This window comes from Pseudoalteromonas sp. SWXJZ10B (genome assembly GCF_015864475.1).
GTDB lineage: Bacteria > Pseudomonadota > Gammaproteobacteria > Enterobacterales > Alteromonadaceae > Pseudoalteromonas > Pseudoalteromonas arctica.
Genome location: NZ_JADYXD010000001.1, coordinates 232,203 through 250,156 on the forward strand (window position 1 = coordinate 232,203; position 17,954 = coordinate 250,156).

The following is a 17,954-nucleotide window of genomic DNA, read 5'->3' on the forward strand; positions in this document are numbered from 1 at the left end:
ATTATGCCCAATTATGCAAATCGCTACATAAGTAGCCTAACCAGAGAAACTTACGCGTTAATACTGGCAGGGGGTCGCGGTTCTCGCCTGCATGAGCTAACCGATTGGCGAGCAAAGCCAGCAGTTTACTTTGGTGGTAAACATCGAATTATTGATTTTCCACTATCAAACTGCATTAACTCGGGTGTGAGACGCGTTGGTATTGCCACACAATATAAATCGCATTCATTAATTCGCCATGTAAACCGCGCGTGGGGCCACTTTAAAAAAGAGCTGGGTGAGTCGGTTGAAATACTACCTGCATCTCAGCGCCAAGGTGATGATTGGTACTGTGGAACCGCAGATGCTGTTTTTCAAAACATAGATATTATTCGTCACGAACTCCCTAAATATGTGATGATTTTGTCTGGAGATCATGTGTATCGCATGGACTATGGCGCTTTATTGGCTGAACATGTGCAAAAGGGCGCAGATATGACAGTGTGTTGTATTGAAGTCCCAGTAGAGGAAGCCGCAGATACGTTTGGTGTAATGACCGTTGATGAAGAAAACAGAGTGTGTCGTTTTGATGAAAAACCAGCAATGCCGAGCTCCGTACCCGGCAAGCCAGGTACATGTTTAGCATCAATGGGGAATTACATTTTTAATACTGAATTTTTGTTTGAGCAACTTAAAAAAGATTCTGAGAATGAAGGCTCTGGCCGAGATTTTGGTCACGATATTATTCCAGCAATTATAGAAGAGCATAATGTATTTGCTTTCCCATTTAGAGATCCAAACCAAGAGGGGCAACCTTATTGGCGCGATGTAGGTACACTAGATTCGTTCTGGGAGGCTAATATGGAATTGGTAATGCCAGAACCACAACTTGATTTATACGACCCAACGTGGCCAATATGGACATATCAAGAGCAACTACCACCTGCTAAGTTTATTTTTGATGACGAAGATAGGCGCGGTATGGCATTAGACTCAACTGTGTCGGGTGGGTGTATTATTTCGGGCTCTGCGGTTAGAAAGTCACTCTTGTTTTCTAATGTCCACGTTCGCTCATTTTGTACCATTGAGCAGTCGGTAATTTTACCCGGTGCGGTTATAAATCGAGGTTGTAAAATTAAGCGTGCGATTATAGATAGGAGCTGTGAAATACCGGCAGGTCTCGAAATCGGTTTTGACAAAAAAACAGATGAAGAAAATGGCTTTAGAGTATCTAAGAAAGGCATCGTTCTTGTTACTCGTGATATGCTCACTGAGCTTGCAAAAAAGTTAGAGCGCCAAGCGCGTGAGAATAAAAAGCTAGCGTAAAATACGTTAAATATTAAGCACGACAACAAAGCTTGCTCATTCATGAGCAAGCCCACACAGGTCTAAAGGAAGTAGTAAATTAATGCATGTATTAATGGTTGCAGCAGAAAATGACGCGTTACCAGGCGCAAAAGTAGGCGGTGTGGCAGATGTAGTACGCGATGCCCCAAGGGCGCTCGCAAAGCAAGGTATAACGGTTGACGTTGTTATTCCTGACTACGGGTTTGAGCCGCTTGAGCGTATTTATATAGGTGAAGTAACCGTTGCATTTAATGCTCAACCGCATGTATTAACAGTTTTTGAAGTACAACAAGCCCAAAATAATGTAAGCCAAATTGTTATTAGCCACCCGCTATTTAGTGAATTAGGTAGTGTATATTGTAACGATGCACCGGGGAGGCCTTTTGCAACTGATGCGACAAAATTTGCTTTATTTAATGCAGCTGTCTGCGAAGCATTATTACAAGGTGTATTAAAGCGCCCTACAGCGCTACATTTACATGATTGGCACAGCGCCTGCGTTGCAGTTTTACTTAAGTTTGAGCCACGTTATAGCTCACTTAATACCTTACCGATTGCCTACACAGTGCATAATATTGCACTGCAAGGTATAAGACCTTTTAAACACGACGACTCAAGCTTAGAGGCATGGTTTCCGTCACTTAGTTATAATGGCCAGCAACTATGCGACCCGCGTTACCCTCATTGCTTTAATCCTATGCGCAGTGCAATAAATCTTTGCGATAAAATACATGTTGTATCACCAACCTACAGCCAAGAGGTTCTTGAACCTAGTAATTACGAGCATGGTTTTTTTGGTGGCGAAGGGCTTGAGCAAGATCTGCAAAATGCAGCAAGCCAAGGTAAGCTTGTCGGTATTTTAAATGGCTGCGAATATCCAAGCAATGCACTTGAAGGAGCAACTCTCGCTGATTTTTATAGCCAAGCAGAGAACACTTTATTTACTTGGATGGCTAATAGCGAGCAGTTACAAAGCGGCTACTATATTGCGCACCAACGACTACAGCAATTTAAAGCAACGGTTAATAATGGCCCATTAGTCACAAGCGTTGGCCGACTTACAGAGCAAAAAGTGTTGTTATTGTGCCAGCAGGTTAATGAGGCTTTAGCTATTGATAAAGTGTGCCAAGTCATTAATGAACATAACGGCAGACTTATTATTCTCGGCTCGGGTGACAAAGAGCTCGAAAGCATATTTACCAAAGCAATGGCACGTAATTCCAATCTTTTATTTTTGAAGGGTTATGGTCAAGGTGTTGGCGATTTAATGTATCAATTAGGTGACTTATTTTTAATGCCAAGCTCATTTGAACCTTGCGGTATTAGCCAAATGCTAGCAATGCGTGCGGGGCAACCGTGTTTAGTTCACAGTGTTGGCGGACTAAAAGATACAGTTAAACACCACGAAAATGGTTTTAGCTTTAATGGAGATACGTTAGCAACGCAAACGAGTAATTTAATTAGCTGTTTAGACGAAACTCTCTTAATTAAAAAGCAAAATCCTAAAAAGTGGCATAAAATTAAGCACAGCGCAGAGCAAATGCGTTTTTCGTGGCCACAAGTGGCAACTGATTATATAACAACCTTATATCGGTAAATCGTTACTGCACTACAAAGTTTAGTGACAATTGTGCCTGCTTAAGGTTTAATTACTTAGTATTATATAAAAACTAAGAAGTAGGTGATGTGTCTGTATTTGTTGCAAGGCAAGCAATATTCAATAGAAGTAAAAAAGTAGTAGCCTATGAGCTACTTTTTCGTGATAGTCCTAAAAATTATTTTCCTGATATTGCCGAAGGCCAAGCAACAGCAAGGCTTATTATGGAAAATCAACTTAACTTAGGCACACGTCATATTACATCAGGTAAAAAGGCGCTCATTAATATAGGGCCGGAATCTTTAAAACTCGATTTATGTGCTTTTTTACCATGCCAAGATGTTGTAATTGAGTTACTCGAAACCATCGAACCCACCGACGATAACTATGAACTATGCCGAGGTTTATTTCATAGTAACTACAAACTTGCACTCGATGACTTTGTATATAAACCACAGTGGGATCGTTTTTTAAAGCTTGTTAAACTCATTAAGTTTGATATTGCAATTACACCTCTTAGCGAAATACAGCCCATAATTAATAAGTTACAAGCGCATAAACAAATAAAAATACTAGCCGAAAAAATAGAAACCCAAGACGATTACAAGCTCGCCTTTGATATGGGGTTTGATTATTTTCAAGGCTATTTTTTTGCAAAACCCACCATGATCAAACAAAATGACATTGACTATAACTATGGTTTAGTCGTCGCTATTTACGCCGAGATAATGAAAACAAGTCCAGATATAAAAGCTATATCGGGTCTGTTTGAGCTTGATGCTGCACTTGCATATAAATTACTGCGTTTAATAAACAGCGGTGTGTTTCCTATACAAAGCCAAATATCGTCACTCAAGCAAGCGCTTGTGTATTTAGGGCATGAACGCCTTAAAAAGTTTGTGAGCCTTATTGTTACTGCTCATACCGCAGGTAAAAAACCGGCAGAGCTAATGCAAGTGTGTGTTGTACGCGCACGTTTTTGTGAGTTATTAGCAAAAAAGGTTAATAAGAGCCAGTCAGGCGAAGCATTTTTAACCGGATTATTTTCACTGCTCGATGCAATCCTTGATCAACCCATGAGCTTACTTGTTGAAAAGCTCCCTTTTCCTGATGAAATAAAAACGGCATTATTAGGGGATAAAAACACACTGTATTATATTTTAAATGTTGTTAAAGCATACGAAACAGGAAGCTGGTGGGCACTTGAGCAAGCGGTACTTTTGCTAAATATAGATAGTGCTATACTACCTCCACTTTACCAGCAGTCAGTCGATTGGGCTGACAGTTATAAGAATAATATTTAACGGATAATAGCTTTAATGCGCAATTATAATATGGACTTTATTCGCGGCGTTGCCGTGCTTGGCCTAGTTTACATGAATGCTTACGCCTTCGGCCTTTTTGAATACGGGTATACCTCTTTAACTAATCCTCCTGTTAGCGACTCAATTATTCACACCTTTAGCAGCGTGTTTGTAGATGGGCGTTTTAGAACGCTGTTTAGTTTGCTTTTTGGCGCCGGGCTTTACATTCAATGGCAACGTTATAAGTCTGAGGTGCAATTAAAAAGTAGGCTTTATTGGTTAATACTCTTTGGTTTAGCGCACGGGTTTTTACTTTGGGCAGGTGATATTTTATTTGTTTACGGTGTATCTGGCTGGTTTGTTATTAAATATTTAGAGAGTGATAGCAACGTACTTTTAAAAAGAGGACTTGAGTTTATTTTGTTATCGGGTGTAGCTACCGTGCTTGTTATATCTAGCGTACCCGATGAAGTGATTTACCGCGATTCAGCACAGTTTATAGATTTATATAACCCACACTATATTGATTACTTTATTAGTAACCTCGCCATGAACACATTGATGCTTGTTATGGTGCCAATAATGATAATGTGGATGTGCGTGGGTCTTATGCTCATTGGTATTTATTTATATAAACAAGATGTTTTTAGTAAAGGCTTAACGACTCAGCAATTAATAATTTGCGTTGCAATAACCATTATTTTTTGTGGTGTTAGGCTTTATGCATCACAGCTTAGTGGCAGCTTAGGGTATGGAGTGCAAGAATTTGTAAATATGTTTGCGGCGCTAGGTATGGCTACGCTTTATATTCATTTAATTGTTAAATTTTGCAATAACAAGGCACACGTCGGCACGCTTATTCAACAAGCAGGGCGCTTAGCATTTACTTTATATATTAGCCAAACACTCATGCAATTATTGTTATATAAAGTGCTATTTACGCACTGGGTACTCAGTTTTGATCGTATTGATTACTGGTTAGTAGCAACGGGTTTAGTTGTGCTGCAGCTCATATTTACCTTTATATACAGCCGCTATTTTAATCAAGGTCCGCTTGAATATGTATGGCGTAAATTAACGAAAGCAAAAATTAGTGCTTAAACGTCTATAAATAGTAAATTAGGGGCGAAAAAATAGTGTGGGTGGTTTACACTACTCGCCTTAAAAATTACTACGCTATAAGTGCCATGACCGAATTAAAACGTTTAAATAAATTTATTAGTGAAACAGGATTTTGTTCACGCCGCGAAGCCGATAAATATATTGAGCAAGGTCGTGTCAGCGTTAATGGCTACTCACCAGAAATGGGCGTAAAAGTAGCCGCTACCGATGTTGTATTAATTGATGGTAAGCCGCTTAAAGCCACGCCAAAGCGCGTTTACATTGCCTACAATAAACCCGTTGGTATAACGTGTACTACCGAAAGTAAAATTCAAAGTAATATTATTCGCGCGGTAAATTATCCTACGCGTATATTCCCAATAGGGCGCTTAGATAGACCGTCTGAAGGGCTTATATTTTTAACTAACGAAGGCGATATCGTTAATAAAATTTTACGTGCGGGCAATAATCACGAAAAAGAATACGTTGTTACGGTAGATAAACCGCTTAATCGTCAGTTTGTTACAAAAATGGCGAATGGCGTGCCTATCTTAGATACCGTTACTAAAGAATGTAAAGTAACGCAAAGTGGCCCCAAAGAATTTAAAATAGTACTTACTCAAGGTTTAAACCGTCAAATACGCCGCATGTGTGAATACTTAGGCTACGAAGTTGTAACCTTAAAACGTACGCGCATAATGAACGTAACACTTAAAGGTTTAAAAGTAGGGCAGTGGCGTCACTTGTCAGATATTGAAATGGCGCAAATAAACGATTCGATTTCTGATTCTGGTAAAACCCAAGAGCACTCGCTTGATACTAATAAGCAATCAGAAAATAATGCACCTTTAGCACCTAAAAAACGTGATTTTCAGGGCGAAAACCCACGACGGTTTAATAATGGTGATCGAAATAATGAGCGTAGTACTGAGCGAAATACAAATCGTAACTCTGAGCGCAGCAACGCTAACGGAGAGCGCAAAAATGAGCGCAGTAATACTCCTTACCAAAAGCGTTCTACAACGTATGTGGGTAAGCCAAAAAGCATTAAAGAGAACAAGTCGTCTAATGCTAAATCAGACTCAAAACCAAGCTCGGACCGTATTCTCAGTCTAAAAAAATAATGTGCAGCTAAGTGGTATTCTACTACCACTGTATTTCTTGTACTATATTACCAAGTGGGCTTTTAACGCCCACTAAGTTTACGTTGTTATTTTGCAAACCCACCAATCTACCTTTATTTAAATACCATCTAAAAGTGTGCTTTTTATAGCTTTTTAAATCCAGTACAGTCAGTTTTGCGCAACTGTATTCATAATCAGTTGGACAAGTACCTACTTCGAGTAACTGATATTCTTGCTGCCATATATTATCGCCGTATTTATTAGCCAGTAACTTTACTGAAATACATACTGACGTCCACAACCATAAGTAAATTAAAATAAGTAAACCGATTGGTATAAATACTGAGCGGAATTTCCCGTGTTCAACAATATAATCTTTAACCGTATGTTTAAATTCAAAGTTATTATTGTATTTTTTATATAGGTGCCTAAATAAAGCAACTGATAACACGATTGTCATTATTGGAAGTAACGTAAATGTTAAAGTGTTATATATACCGTTGGGAATAAAAGCGGGATCGGCTTGTTCATCCCATGCAAGTAAAACCAGTGGAGGAGCCGTTGCTAAAAGTAGCAGAGCGCTGTTGAATAGTTGTTTAAAGGTCACGGGGTATTCACTTATAAAATGCTGCTTGTATAAAGCCCAAACTAGCGCTTAATGTTTAGCTATTGAATGCTAAAGCCAATATAAAATAAGAGTATACCTAAATAAATTGTAATCGCCGATAACGAGTTTTTAGAGCGCAGGCGCTTAACAAGGTCGCGAGTGCCATCGAACATACCGGAAATAACCAGTAGTATGCCCCCTGTAAAACGGTAGTTGTTTAAGTTCACGTTACCATTATCGTCACTTATAAAGCGTAAATAACCAAAAAGTATAAAAAGACTGCCCGCTATTAATACTGCAATTTTAAAGTTTTCCAAGGCTTTTCCATAATATTGAGTTAGATACTAAAACGCCACTGAGTTTAGTCAGTGGCATTTAACTATATTACGAATTTAGTATTTATCCATATTTACTTTGCAAAACCACCTAGAGGCTTTAATAGAAGTGGTGACAGTGCAGCATGTTTATCGGTTAGTTCTTTAGGTAAATCACCCAAATGAACCATACGTGTTGGTGTTGCTGCAGCAATCCAGCGCTCTGCATGATCAGCCCAGTTTTGGATGTGTATGTGCGAGGCTTCTAAATCTCTAAAGCGCTCATAAACCATAATATCGCCATCGTCAGACATGTAATATTGGTAATTTAGTGTACCAGGCTCTGTTTTTGCACGTTCTACTTGTGAATTCATTACTTCACGAAAGGCATCTAACTGGCCAGGGTTTAGCTTGGCTTCAACAATCCAGCCAAAATTATCAAATGTCGTATCACCGTTTTTGTTAATTTGACTCGTTTGTTCTTCTTCGCGAGAAAAGCCACCAAATGGTTTTAGCCAAAGAGGGCTTAAAGCCGCATGACGCTCACGAACATCATCAGGTAATTCGCCTAAATGCACCATGCGTGTAGGTGCAGCAACCGCCATCCAACGTGCTGAATGATCGTCCCAATTTTCAATATGTTCGTGTGAAGAGTCTGCATCAGGAAAGCGTTCGTAAACTAAAACATCGCCAGCATCAGACATATAATATTGATAATTTTTAGTGCCAACTTCATTAAGTGCGCGATTAACTTGTGAATTCATCACCGCTTTAAAGTTTTCAAGTTCACCAGCATTAAGTTTAGCTTCTACTATCCATCCAAAATTTTTAAACATGACTTTCTCTACTTAAATAAATTGCCTCTGTATAAGTGAGGCTAAAAAGTTAAAGGCAATTTCTATCGCCCTAGTTAGCATACCTATCGCTTAATTGGTAAGTGCTTAGATAACGAAGCTAAGTGTACAGAGTATTTAAATGTTGATAATAATCGCATTTATTTAATCAGTTTATAGTAAATGTATATAATAGTGGTTAGCCTATTTTGCAGGCCATTTAAATTTTTAAGTTAAAATTGCTTTATAGACGTGTTGTTAAGCTATTTACAAGTACACTTAGTTATATGAAGGGTAAGCTGTTAAGATGCGCCGTCTTAATAATGTAGAAAGGTTATAGAAGTAACATGTCAAAATTTTTCTTTATGGGTAAGCCCGACATAATGGGTAAAAATAACAGTAATGGATTTGCGCCAAATCGTACTGCAAAGGTAGGCACAGAGTTGCACCCGTTAACGCTAATTGTAAACTCAGCTGAACGACAATCGGAAATAGAAGCAATACTAGAAGAGCATTCGCTGTTTGCTTCAATTGAAGTTAAAGCAGACGTACCAGAAGATATTCGCGAACTAGACTTTGCGCTTAGCAAGTCAACACCACAAGTATTTGATAAAGTACCAGAGCGTAACGCACCTTGTGAATGTGGTAGCGGCAAAAAATATAAGAAGTGTTGCGGTTAGTTTCTTAACAACTAAATATGTAGCCTTTCTTTTTTCATCGGTATTAAATAAAAATGCCACTGACCTTGAGCCTGTGGCATTTTTTAATGTTAACCAATTATATGTTTAACTACTTACGTGGCTCGTAATCAATTCTAAATATAATCGTGTACAGTACAGGCACTACAATTAAAGTCAAAATTGTAGCAAAGCCCAAACCAAACATAATTGTTACCGCCATTGACTGAAAAAACACGTCAAATAGCAGCGGGATCATACCCAAAATAGTAGTTATAGCTGCCATTGCAACTGGTCGTACACGGCTCACACCAGAGTCAAACACGGCTTCATAGGGCGATTTACCTTCCCTTAATTCAAGATTTATTTGATCAACTAATACAATACCGTTTTTAATTAGCATACCGCTTAAGCTTAACAAACCAAGTAGCCCCATAAAGCTAAACGGAGCATTCATTGCTAACAAGCCCGCGCTTACACCAATAATAGCCAACGGCACAGTTGCCCAAATAACAAGTGGCTGTTTAAGTGAGTTAAAAAGTAATACCGTGACTGCAAACATCGCTAAATAACCCAGCGGTAATGAGCCAAATATTGCTTTTTGCGCCTTGCTTGATGACTCAAACTCGCCGCCCCATTCTAGTTGGTAACCACGCGGTAGTTCCATGTTTTCTATTGGGCCGCGAATACGCGCAAATAATTTAGCGGGCGTTTCGTCCCCTAATACATTGTGATCGGCCATTACTGTAATAGTACGTTTGCGATCGCGGCGCATTATTAGGCTGTCTTCCCACTGCACATCAAATTCGTCTACAACTTGAGTCACTGGTACAAATACACCCAATACTGGGCTGTATATTTGAAGGTCGTGTACGCTTTCTACGTTTAAGCGCTCGTTAGCAGGAGAGCGAGCAATAATGGGCAGCAATTGCGTACCATCGCGATATACGCCCACTTGTTTACCCGATAAGCTCGTTAGTAATACATTGTCTAAGTCTGATTTACTAATGCCTAATCGACGTGCTTTTTGCTCGTTAAATTGTGGGCGAATCATTTTGGTACGTGCGCGCCAGTCATCACGAATATTATACGCGCCATCGTCGCTACCAATCAATTCTTCGGCTGTAGCGGCGAGTTGTCTTAAAACAACAGGGTCTGGGCCCGAAAAACGTGCTTCTATTTTTGCATCAGTAGAGGGGCCAATTTCCATCGGTTTAATTTTAAGCTGTGCAGAGAGTGCATGATTGCTTGAGTAATCACGCACTGTTTGCATTACAGTTGCTACGGCTTCTCTGTCGGCAACACGAACAATTAATTGCCCGTACGCTGGGTATGATTTTTCTGGCGCGTAGGTAAGCATAAAGCGCGGTGCACCTTGGCCTGTTGTGCTTGTTACTTCTTCAACAAGGTCTTCTTTTTGTAAAAACTCTTCGAGCTTTTTAACGCCCTCTAGGGTTGAGCGAATATCAGAGCCTTGCTCTTGCCAGTAATCTACATAAAACATAGGTGTATTAGAGGCAGGAAAAAACGACTGTTTTACAGAGCCAAAACCAATAACCGCAGTACACAGTAAAACAACCATTAATATAAGCGTGGCTTTTCTAAAGTGCAGCGCTAAATCTAAAATTGCTTTGTAACCATTAAAAATAAAACCTTTATATGGGTCTTCATCTTCTTGGCCTTCTTCGTTTTTAAATTCGTTTTCCTTGAACATTAAATTGGCAAAAAATGGCGTTAGCGTAATGGCTGTTATCCAGCTTAATAAAAGCGAAATAAACAACACCCAAAACAAGCTACCGGCAAATTCACCACTGGCATCAGAGCTTAAACCAATTGGCGCAAATGCAGTGACTGCAATAACTGTTGCACCTAGTAAAGGCCATTTTGTTTGCTCAACAATATTAACAGCCGCTTTGAGTTTTGTTTGGCCACGTTTGAGGTTTATCAGTATGCCTTCAGTGACGACTATTGCGTTATCGACCAGCATACCAAGAGCAATAATAAGTGCCCCAAGCGATATACGTTGCAAGTCGATGGCAAACAACTTCATAAATATAAACGTACCCAGTACAGTAAGCAGTAAAATACCACCAATTAAAATGCCGCTTTTTAAACCCATAAATAACAGCAGTACAACAATAACAATCGCAATGGCTTCAAGTAAGCTGATAATAAAACCATCAACCGATTTTTGAACCTCTTGTGGTTGGTTGTATACCGAATTTATGTGAATACCATGAGGGCGTTGATATTCAAGTGATGCTAAATGCTCGTCTATGTTTTTACCCACATCAACCACGTTAACACCCGACATAAACGACACGCCAATAAGTAAAGCTTGCTGAGAGTTATAACGAATAATGTTATTTGGTACTTCTGCGTACTCTCTGTAAACCTTTGCTACATCGCCTAAGTAAATAAGCTCATTGGCACCTGATTTTGAAATTAATAAGGTTTCGAGCTCTTTTACATCTTTAAATTCGCCAGTAGGATGCAAGCGAATTGATTCATCGCCCACGCGAATTTTACCCGCGTTAGATACCGTGTTTTGCGATTGTAATAACTGGAATATATGGCTTGGCGCAATACCTAATTGAGCAAGTTTACGCGTAGAAACTTCAACCATTACTTGCGCTTGTTGTTGCCCCGCAACGGTTACTTTACTAACGCCTTTAACCAATACCAGCTCACGTTTTAAAAAATCGACGTAATCTTTAAGCTCATCATACGAATAACCATCGCCGGTTACCGAATACATAACACCGTAAACATCGGCAAAGTCGTCCAAAATAGTGCTTGGGTAAACACCACTGGGTAATGACGGAGAAAGGTCGTTAATTTTACGACGCATTTCATCCCAAATTTGGCGAAGCTGTTCTTTACGATAATTGCTTTTCATTTCTACAGAAATTTGTGATTTACCGTTAGATGAAATAGACGTAACGTAATCGACATAAGGCAATTGCTGAATCGCGTTTTCAATCGGAAAAGTGACTTCTTCTTCAACTTGCTGCGGCGAAGCGCCAGGGTACATGGTAATAACCATGGCTTTTTTAAGCGTAAACTCAGGGTCTTCTAGTTGCCCTAAATCAAAGTACGACACACTACCGCCAATTAATAGCAGCAGCGTAAACATCCAACTGATTACTTTTTTCTCTATGGAGAGTTGTGCAAAGCTCATAATTATAAGCCTCGCTCTTTATTCCATGCTCTTACTTTCATGCCTTCTTTTAGTGAATGCACACCGGCAGAAACCACAATTTGGCCTTCTTCAATACCGCTTAATACTTCAATGCCATCGCGGTGCAACTGGCCAACCTTTACAGCTTGTTTATGCACTTGGCTAGTTTTTGAATCAAAAAGCCATACGTAGGCGTTATCTTCAATTGATTCTTGCGGCTCAGAAAACACCGACTCGATAGGTAAGATTGTATAAGCAACTTGCGAGCGCGTTACTTTACTTAAATCAATAAGCACGCTACCCGTCATACCGGCTAGTAAATTAAAGTCCTCAGGTACTGGTAGCGAAAATACAACTTTATAAGTAAGTGTTGCAGGATCTGCTTGGGTATCCCACTCTTTAATATCAAGTATGTATTCTTTGTCGTCAAAGCCATCAAACTTTACAGTAGGGTGGTAATCGGTGCCTTTTTTAAAGCGAGCGACTATTTTTTCAGGAACCTGAATTTCTACGTCCATTAAATCGCGTGTTTCTAAGCGTAATATATTTTGCTTTGCTTGAATATTTTCAAAGTTTTTAACAAACACCTTAGCCACTGTGCCTGAAAATGGTGCGCGTAGTTCACTGTACTCAAGGTTCGTTTGTGCAATTCTAAATGCAGATTCAGCAATTTGCATATTAGCAGTGGCTTGATCTAATTCTGATTGGCTGGTGATTTTTTTCTCAAACAATTGCTCAATACGGCCAAGTTGTGATTTTGCCAATTCAAAGCGCGCTTTGCGCTCATCAAACTGCAACTGAAAATCTTCAGGGTCCAGTTTTGCTAATAAATCACCTTTTTCAACGTGTTCACCAGCAAGAACCGGAAATTTAATAAGTTCACCGTTTACCCTAAAAGCAAGGTAAGATCCTTGGTTTGCAACCACCTCAGCAGGAAAGCTACGAATGTTAGTTTGAGAATCATGACCTATGTTGAATAATTTAACAGGGCGAATGGGCTCTTCTTTAACTTGTTGTTCTGGTTCAGAACAGGCAAGTAAGCTTAGTAGTGTCGTAGTTAATAAACATAGACGAAAGAGTTTCATGTCTTCTCCGTTGCAATGATGGCAAAATAATTAAGTGCAGCATACGCTGCAAACATATAAAATAAAAATCATTAAATTTTAGAAACTCAATAAGTTTTACTTATAATGTTGCAGAGTGCTATATGAAGCTGAATCAATTACTAATTTTAGATGCCATAGTGCAAAGCGCGAGCTTAAGCGGGGCAGCATTAAAGCTACATAAAACACAGCCAGCGCTTACACTTGCTATTAAAAATCTAGAAGAAAAAATAGGGTTTGAGTTACTAGACAGAAGTAAGTACCGATTACAGCTTACTGAAAAAGGGCGTATTTTTCATCGCGAAGCGAAGCAACTCTTGCATGCCAACGACGAGCTGGCACAACTTGCTAAAGAATTGGCACTCGGTAATGAGCCCCAATTTAGAATTTGTTACGAACAACTTTGCCATATGCAAAGTTACAACGAGATCATAAGTAATACTTTTAGGTTGTTTACAAGCACAGAATTTAGCTTAACAAGCGGAAAACGCTTTATTTCATTAGAGCAAGTAAACAGCGGACAAGCCGAATTAGGCATTGGCCCGTGGTTTGATTTATTTCATGCAACAGGCGATTTAGAAAGCGTCCCCATAGGTAGGCTCGATATTGGCATTGTGAGCGCTAAAGGCGTACTCCCTCAAAAACTCACCTATAGCGAACTGCAAACGTATCCGTGTTTAGCCATGTTTGAAAGTGACTTGAGTATCGACAGCGACAGGCTATCGTACTCAAAAGGCTCCGCCATGATGAAAATTGATGATGTATCGACTTTAAAATCGTTTTTACTCTCAGGCGCAGGTTGGGCAATGATGAGCCTAGAGCACTGCGACCCTGAAATAAAAGCAGGCTTACTTCAAGAAATACACATAACTGACCGAGAGCATAAATTTAGCGCGCAAATTAGAGCCTTTAGGCAGCATGCAATGCACCACGGCCCTGTAGCGCGTACTATCTGGGAGCAATTTAAACAACTAAGTAAGGAATATTCTAACAACAATGGATATTGATAAAGAAACGCTTATTTATACTGTTATCGCAGGCATACCAGTAGGAAAAGTATCAAGTTACGGGCAAGTTGCAGCTCTTGCTGGTTATCCGCAAAACTCACGGTTGGTCGGGCGCTTATTAAAAGTGATGCCAAACGACTCGGTTATACCTTGGCACAGGGTAGTGAATGGTCAAGGTAAAATATCATTCCCTGCAGGTAGCGAAAAATACCAAGAACAGCGCGAAAAGCTACTATCAGAAGGTGTGCTGTTTAAAAACGACAAAGTGAATATGCGCGAGTGCCGGTGGGAGTGATGTGACTATTATTGGCGGATAAATACCAGCAGCTGTCCTTCAAGGCGTGAATCTGAAACTTTGTTGGGTGGCGCCTTCGGCTTAACCAACCTACATTTTGACGTAGGTCGGATAAGTGGCGAAGCCACGCCATCCGACAAAAATGATGAATTTACTAGAAACAGCCCAACTTACCGCGTTGATGACACTGAAGATTACTTTTTAAAGCAAAATATCAGTTTTGAGTGTTTTATAACTTGGGAGTTAAGTGGGTGAGCAAAGAGATGGACGGCTTTGTGCTAACTGCAGACGGTCAGATGTCATAATGTCTGAAGTCAAGATTTGATAACCATATAGAAAGCTCTTTGAGTTTTCCGATACAGTTGTGTTAACCAAAACATAAACTGTACCTCGAGGAACTTAGTATGAAACTATATGGTGGAATTGACTTGCATTCAAATAATAGTGTGATTGCTATTATTGATGAACAAGGTGAAACGCTTAGCTGTAAGCGTTTAAATAATGACATGTCTGTCATTTTATCTTTTTTAGCCCCTTATAAAGACAAGCTAGCAGGACTTGTTGTTGGATCAACATTTAATTGGTATTGGTTAGTTGATGCATTAATGGATGATAAGCTTTGTTGTTTTGTTTAATACTGATTCATCATACTTCACATCTCCTTCAACACATGCTTAGAGAGCCTAATTGTTTTTTATTTTAAGAACTTTTAAAGATAAAGCTTTATAGTGGCTTAAATAATGCGTGTATTTTGTATGAATCATGCTGAAACTTAAAAGGACGTTTTAATGGCGCTATCAGTAGTAACAAATACAGCATCACTCAACGGGCAGCGAAACCTTAATAAATTCGGTAAAGACCTTGAGGTTTCAATGCAACGTCTATCTTCAGGTATGAGAATTAATAGTGCAAAAGATGATGCAGCTGGTATGCAAATATCAAATCGTTTGACTTCCCAAATTAATGGTATATCAGTTGCTCAACGCAATGCCAATGATGGAATATCTATATCGCAAACTGCTGAAGGAGCTATGGAAGAGTCTTCGAGTATCCTACAGCGAATGCGAGTATTGTCTTTACAATCTGCGAATGGCTCAAATAATGGAGATGATAGGGCTGCACTACAAAAAGAAGTGACAGCGTTGCAGCAAGAAATAACCCGCATAGCGGAAACTACTCAATTTGGAAGTATTAGTTTACTTGATGGTACGTTTGGTACAAAGCAGTTTCAGGTAGGTGCTAATGCAAATGAAACAATTAATTTAAATTTGAATGATGTTTCTGCTGACGCTATTGGAATTTATAAAATTGAACCAATTTATTTTCCTGCAGCACCATACCCTTTAGATACAATTACATCGTTGAGGTTTTCAACTTCTGATTTATGGACCTTAAATGGCGAAAGTATCAGTATTCCAGCAGGTACTGGAGCTAGTATTGTTGCTGACGTTATTAACAATAGTGGTGCTGATGTACTTGCCTCTACAAAGTTAGAAGCTCGGATAGAAGGACTAACTTCAGCAGATGATAGTGTTATGAGCTTTAAGAAGGGAGGCATAGTTATAGATAGCTATGATCTGAGTAAATATAGCGGTAACTTTGACAGATTAATGGAAGATCTTCAGTCTGATGGTTATGAAGTGATAGAAAGAGATAATGTAGCAGGGGCTACATCCACTTCATTTGATGTGTTCGGTGTTGATGTTGATGGCTTAGATATGACATCATCTCCAACAGTTAAGCTAGGCCAACTTGTTGATGGCGCTCCAGTTGGTGCTCTACAGTCACCAGTAAACCCTAACAATGGAGCATCTGTTTTCTCTAAATTAGAATTGTCCTCTTCAGATGAAATTAGCGTCAATGGAGGAGATGTTAATCGTTACTTAAATGTACCTCAAACTGGTGGAGTAAGTATATTAGATCATGTTGATGACATAGATATCTCAGGTGAAAACTCTGATGGGGCACAATCAGCTATCGAGGTAATTGATGCTGCTTTAAAACAAATAGATGCAAATAGAGCAAATTTAGGTGCAATACAAAATCGACTTAATCATACGATTAATAATTTAGCAAATATTTCTGAGAATGTTTCTACTTCCCGCAGTCGTATACAGGATGCCGATTTTGCTATTGAAACAGCTATAATTACAAAAAATCAGATATTACAACAAGCTAGTACTACGGTTCTCGCTCAAGCAAATCAGGTTACTCAAGCAGCCATTAATTTACTTGGCTAAATTACGTAGTCATAAATTTGAGCTATTCGAATTATACAAGTAGTTCTAGCTTATTTAATAAACGTAATTGCTAATTGAAATATAATGGCAAATACACCCAGCAATAACGAATAAGTGCCAAATTGCGTGGCTAAATTGGGTGCTTTTAGCACTGTAAAATAATGTACCTAAACTATAAAAAATACCGCCGGCAAGTAGCCAGTAAAGTGCCTTTACATCAACACTAGAATAAAGTGGATATACAATAGCTAGTGCAAACCAGCCCATGAGTAAGTAGGTGGCGAGTGATATTTTTTTATTGCCGTTGCGTACAAATACTTTGTACGCAACGCCTGCTAGTGCCACCGCCCAAATAAATGTAAGTGTTGCCCATGACCAAGCACCGGTTAATGAGATTAATAAAAAGGGAGTGTAGGTGCCGGCAATTAATAAGTATATGGCGCAGTGATCGCACTTTTTATAAAAGGCTCTTAAGCGCGGTTGAATACTGGCATGGTACAAAGTGGATGACAAAAACAGCACAAATAGGCTGCTGCCATAAATTGCAGTACTAATATACGCTTTAGTGCTGGTGGCTTGGCTAAATAAATCCCACATAACAAACGCGGCAAATATAATACCGAGTGCATGGCTGATTACGTTTAATTTCTCTTCTTTACGGGAATAAGGCGTTTCTAACGACATAACTGTTCCTACCACTATTGGAATTAATTTCAGTGTACAACTGTACGCTGAAAGTTTCAATCTTAGCTGTGAGTAATTCTAAATAACTTTATTTGATACGCTACTTTAGCTTTTACTTGATTTTAAAGAGAATTAATTCACTATGTTGGTGTCTAGTGTAATACATATTACGAGCTGAAATAACCATGAAACAAGATTTAAAAGCTGCTTTACTTACCGCCATTGTTTATCCTGGAGCGGGGCATTTTTCTTTAAAAAAACACCTTATAGGCGCTATTTTTGCGGGTGTATTCTCTGTTCTTTTAATTTTAACCTTTCAAGATATATTTGCGATTGCACAGTGTACTGCAAATGAAATTGTAAACGGAAAAATCCCCATGTCGGTTACGGCCATTTTAAAAGCCGCGCAACAACCATCTGACGCTTGCGCTCAACTCGCTGAATATAAGTATGTACCTTTAATGATTATAATTTGGGTGCTGAGTATGATGGATGCATACCGTTTGGGCAGAAAAGCGCTGCCCACTAAAAAATAAGCCACTTAATTAGAACTCGGTTTGG

General features: G+C 39.2%; 17 protein-coding genes. 11 read left to right on the forward strand and 6 right to left on the reverse strand.

The genetic code is table 11. From position 1 onward, the window contains the following. The first annotated feature begins 3 nt into the window (after nt 1-3). From glgC to rluF, 5 genes are all read left to right on the forward strand, one after another. Entirely contained in the window at nt 4-1,305 is a 1,302-nt protein-coding gene (gene glgC / locus I6F54_RS01035; protein ID WP_002958601.1) for a glucose-1-phosphate adenylyltransferase, read from the forward strand. Between the two features lie 82 nt (nt 1,306-1,387). Next, nucleotides 1,388-2,923, forward strand: coding sequence for a glycogen synthase (locus tag I6F54_RS01040; RefSeq protein WP_197139375.1), 1,536 nt, complete (start codon nt 1,388-1,390; stop codon nt 2,921-2,923). Nucleotides 2,924-3,012: 89 nt separating this feature from the next. Then, nucleotides 3,013-4,227, forward strand: a complete 1,215-nt coding sequence (locus tag I6F54_RS01045) for an EAL and HDOD domain-containing protein (RefSeq protein ID WP_197139376.1) — start codon at nt 3,013-3,015, stop codon at nt 4,225-4,227. Nucleotides 4,228-4,257: 30 nt separating this feature from the next. Continuing rightward, a complete protein-coding gene (locus I6F54_RS01050; protein ID WP_165728071.1) occupies nt 4,258-5,328 on the forward strand; it encodes a DUF418 domain-containing protein in 1,071 nt (356 codons plus the stop codon). An 86-nt stretch (nt 5,329-5,414) separates the two neighbouring features. Next, nucleotides 5,415-6,452 carry a 23S rRNA pseudouridine(2604) synthase RluF gene (gene rluF / locus I6F54_RS01055; protein WP_197139377.1) on the forward strand — a complete coding sequence of 346 codons (1,038 nt, stop codon included), beginning with the start codon at nt 5,415-5,417 and terminating at the stop codon, nt 6,450-6,452. A 22-nt stretch (nt 6,453-6,474) separates the two neighbouring features. Here the strand turns inward: rluF and I6F54_RS01060 are convergent, their stop codons facing one another. The 3 genes from I6F54_RS01060 to I6F54_RS01070 form a co-directional block, all read right to left on the reverse strand. Then, nucleotides 6,475-7,059, reverse strand: a complete 585-nt coding sequence (locus tag I6F54_RS01060; protein WP_197139378.1) for a hypothetical protein — start codon at nt 7,057-7,059, stop codon at nt 6,475-6,477. Between the two features lie 59 nt (nt 7,060-7,118). Further along, on the reverse strand, nt 7,119-7,376 hold the full coding sequence (locus I6F54_RS01065) for a MetJ regulator of methionine regulon (protein WP_197139379.1): 258 nt from the start codon (nt 7,374-7,376) through the stop codon (nt 7,119-7,121). A gap of 92 nt (nt 7,377-7,468) precedes the next feature. Next, nucleotides 7,469-8,209 (reverse strand): putative quinol monooxygenase, encoded by a 741-nt coding sequence (locus I6F54_RS01070; RefSeq protein ID WP_197139380.1) that lies wholly within the window; start codon nt 8,207-8,209, stop codon nt 7,469-7,471. Between the two features lie 344 nt (nt 8,210-8,553). On the opposite strand from I6F54_RS01070, the gene I6F54_RS01075 reads away from it, so the two are divergent. Further along, nucleotides 8,554-8,886: a PBPRA1643 family SWIM/SEC-C metal-binding motif protein gene (locus I6F54_RS01075; RefSeq protein WP_197139381.1), complete on the forward strand. Its 333-nt coding sequence runs from the start codon at nt 8,554-8,556 to the stop codon at nt 8,884-8,886. 109 nt (nt 8,887-8,995) lie between these two features. Here the strand turns inward: I6F54_RS01075 and I6F54_RS01080 are convergent, their stop codons facing one another. Together I6F54_RS01080 and I6F54_RS01085 are read right to left on the reverse strand one after the other, a co-directional pair. Continuing rightward, nucleotides 8,996-12,064 carry an efflux RND transporter permease subunit gene (locus tag I6F54_RS01080; protein ID WP_197139382.1) on the reverse strand — a complete coding sequence of 1,023 codons (3,069 nt, stop codon included), beginning with the start codon at nt 12,062-12,064 and terminating at the stop codon, nt 8,996-8,998. A 2-nt stretch (nt 12,065-12,066) separates the two neighbouring features. Further along, nucleotides 12,067-13,149 carry an efflux RND transporter periplasmic adaptor subunit gene (locus tag I6F54_RS01085; protein WP_197139383.1) on the reverse strand — a complete coding sequence of 361 codons (1,083 nt, stop codon included), beginning with the start codon at nt 13,147-13,149 and terminating at the stop codon, nt 12,067-12,069. A gap of 122 nt (nt 13,150-13,271) precedes the next feature. Here I6F54_RS01085 and I6F54_RS01090 point away from each other — a divergent pair, with 122 nt between their 5' ends. The 4 genes from I6F54_RS01090 to I6F54_RS01105 all read left to right on the forward strand — a co-directional run bounded on the left by I6F54_RS01090 (nt 13,272) and on the right by I6F54_RS01105 (nt 16,709). Continuing rightward, nucleotides 13,272-14,174, forward strand: coding sequence for a LysR family transcriptional regulator (locus I6F54_RS01090; RefSeq protein ID WP_197139384.1), 903 nt, complete (start codon nt 13,272-13,274; stop codon nt 14,172-14,174). Continuing rightward, complete coding sequence (locus tag I6F54_RS01095) at nt 14,164-14,469, forward strand: MGMT family protein (RefSeq protein ID WP_197118940.1); 306 nt, start codon at nt 14,164-14,166, stop codon at nt 14,467-14,469. The genes I6F54_RS01090 and I6F54_RS01095 overlap by 11 nt, the downstream gene beginning before the upstream one ends. A 404-nt stretch (nt 14,470-14,873) precedes the next feature. Continuing rightward, nucleotides 14,874-15,104: a hypothetical protein gene (locus I6F54_RS01100; RefSeq protein ID WP_231609613.1), complete on the forward strand. Its 231-nt coding sequence runs from the start codon at nt 14,874-14,876 to the stop codon at nt 15,102-15,104. A gap of 153 nt (nt 15,105-15,257) precedes the next feature. Beyond that, nucleotides 15,258-16,709, forward strand: a complete 1,452-nt coding sequence (locus I6F54_RS01105; protein ID WP_197139385.1) for a flagellin — start codon at nt 15,258-15,260, stop codon at nt 16,707-16,709. 54 nt (nt 16,710-16,763) lie between these two features. Here I6F54_RS01105 and trhA read toward each other — a convergent pair whose 3' ends face one another. After that, nucleotides 16,764-17,393: a PAQR family membrane homeostasis protein TrhA gene (gene trhA, locus I6F54_RS01110; protein ID WP_197118942.1), complete on the reverse strand. Its 630-nt coding sequence runs from the start codon at nt 17,391-17,393 to the stop codon at nt 16,764-16,766. Between the two features lie 185 nt (nt 17,394-17,578). Here trhA and I6F54_RS01115 point away from each other — a divergent pair, with 185 nt between their 5' ends. Then, nucleotides 17,579-17,929 carry a hypothetical protein gene (locus tag I6F54_RS01115; protein ID WP_121955585.1) on the forward strand — a complete coding sequence of 117 codons (351 nt, stop codon included), beginning with the start codon at nt 17,579-17,581 and terminating at the stop codon, nt 17,927-17,929. The last annotated feature ends 25 nt before the right edge of the window (nt 17,930-17,954 follow it).

Bases quoted from the DNA above. Each gene is read 5' to 3' on its own strand.
- glgC (WP_002958601.1), top strand. From the start codon at position 4: ATGCCCAATTATGCAAATCGCTACATAAGTAGCCTAACCAGAGAAACT.
- I6F54_RS01040 (WP_197139375.1), top strand. From the start codon at position 1,388: ATGCATGTATTAATGGTTGCAGCAGAAAATGACGCGTTACCAGGCGCA.
- I6F54_RS01050 (WP_165728071.1), top strand. From the start codon at position 4,258: ATGGACTTTATTCGCGGCGTTGCCGTGCTTGGCCTAGTTTACATGAAT.
- rluF (WP_197139377.1), top strand. From the start codon at position 5,415: ATGACCGAATTAAAACGTTTAAATAAATTTATTAGTGAAACAGGATTT.
- I6F54_RS01070 (WP_197139380.1), bottom strand. From the start codon at position 8,209: ATGTTTAAAAATTTTGGATGGATAGTAGAAGCTAAACTTAATGCTGGT.
- I6F54_RS01075 (WP_197139381.1), top strand. From the start codon at position 8,554: ATGTCAAAATTTTTCTTTATGGGTAAGCCCGACATAATGGGTAAAAAT.
- I6F54_RS01080 (WP_197139382.1), bottom strand. From the start codon at position 12,064: ATGAGCTTTGCACAACTCTCCATAGAGAAAAAAGTAATCAGTTGGATG.
- I6F54_RS01085 (WP_197139383.1), bottom strand. From the start codon at position 13,149: ATGAAACTCTTTCGTCTATGTTTATTAACTACGACACTACTAAGCTTA.
- I6F54_RS01090 (WP_197139384.1), top strand. From the start codon at position 13,272: ATGAAGCTGAATCAATTACTAATTTTAGATGCCATAGTGCAAAGCGCG.
- I6F54_RS01095 (WP_197118940.1), top strand. From the start codon at position 14,164: ATGGATATTGATAAAGAAACGCTTATTTATACTGTTATCGCAGGCATA.
- I6F54_RS01100 (WP_231609613.1), top strand. From the start codon at position 14,874: ATGAAACTATATGGTGGAATTGACTTGCATTCAAATAATAGTGTGATT.
- I6F54_RS01105 (WP_197139385.1), top strand. From the start codon at position 15,258: ATGGCGCTATCAGTAGTAACAAATACAGCATCACTCAACGGGCAGCGA.
- trhA (WP_197118942.1), bottom strand. From the start codon at position 17,393: ATGTCGTTAGAAACGCCTTATTCCCGTAAAGAAGAGAAATTAAACGTA.
- I6F54_RS01115 (WP_121955585.1), top strand. From the start codon at position 17,579: ATGAAACAAGATTTAAAAGCTGCTTTACTTACCGCCATTGTTTATCCT.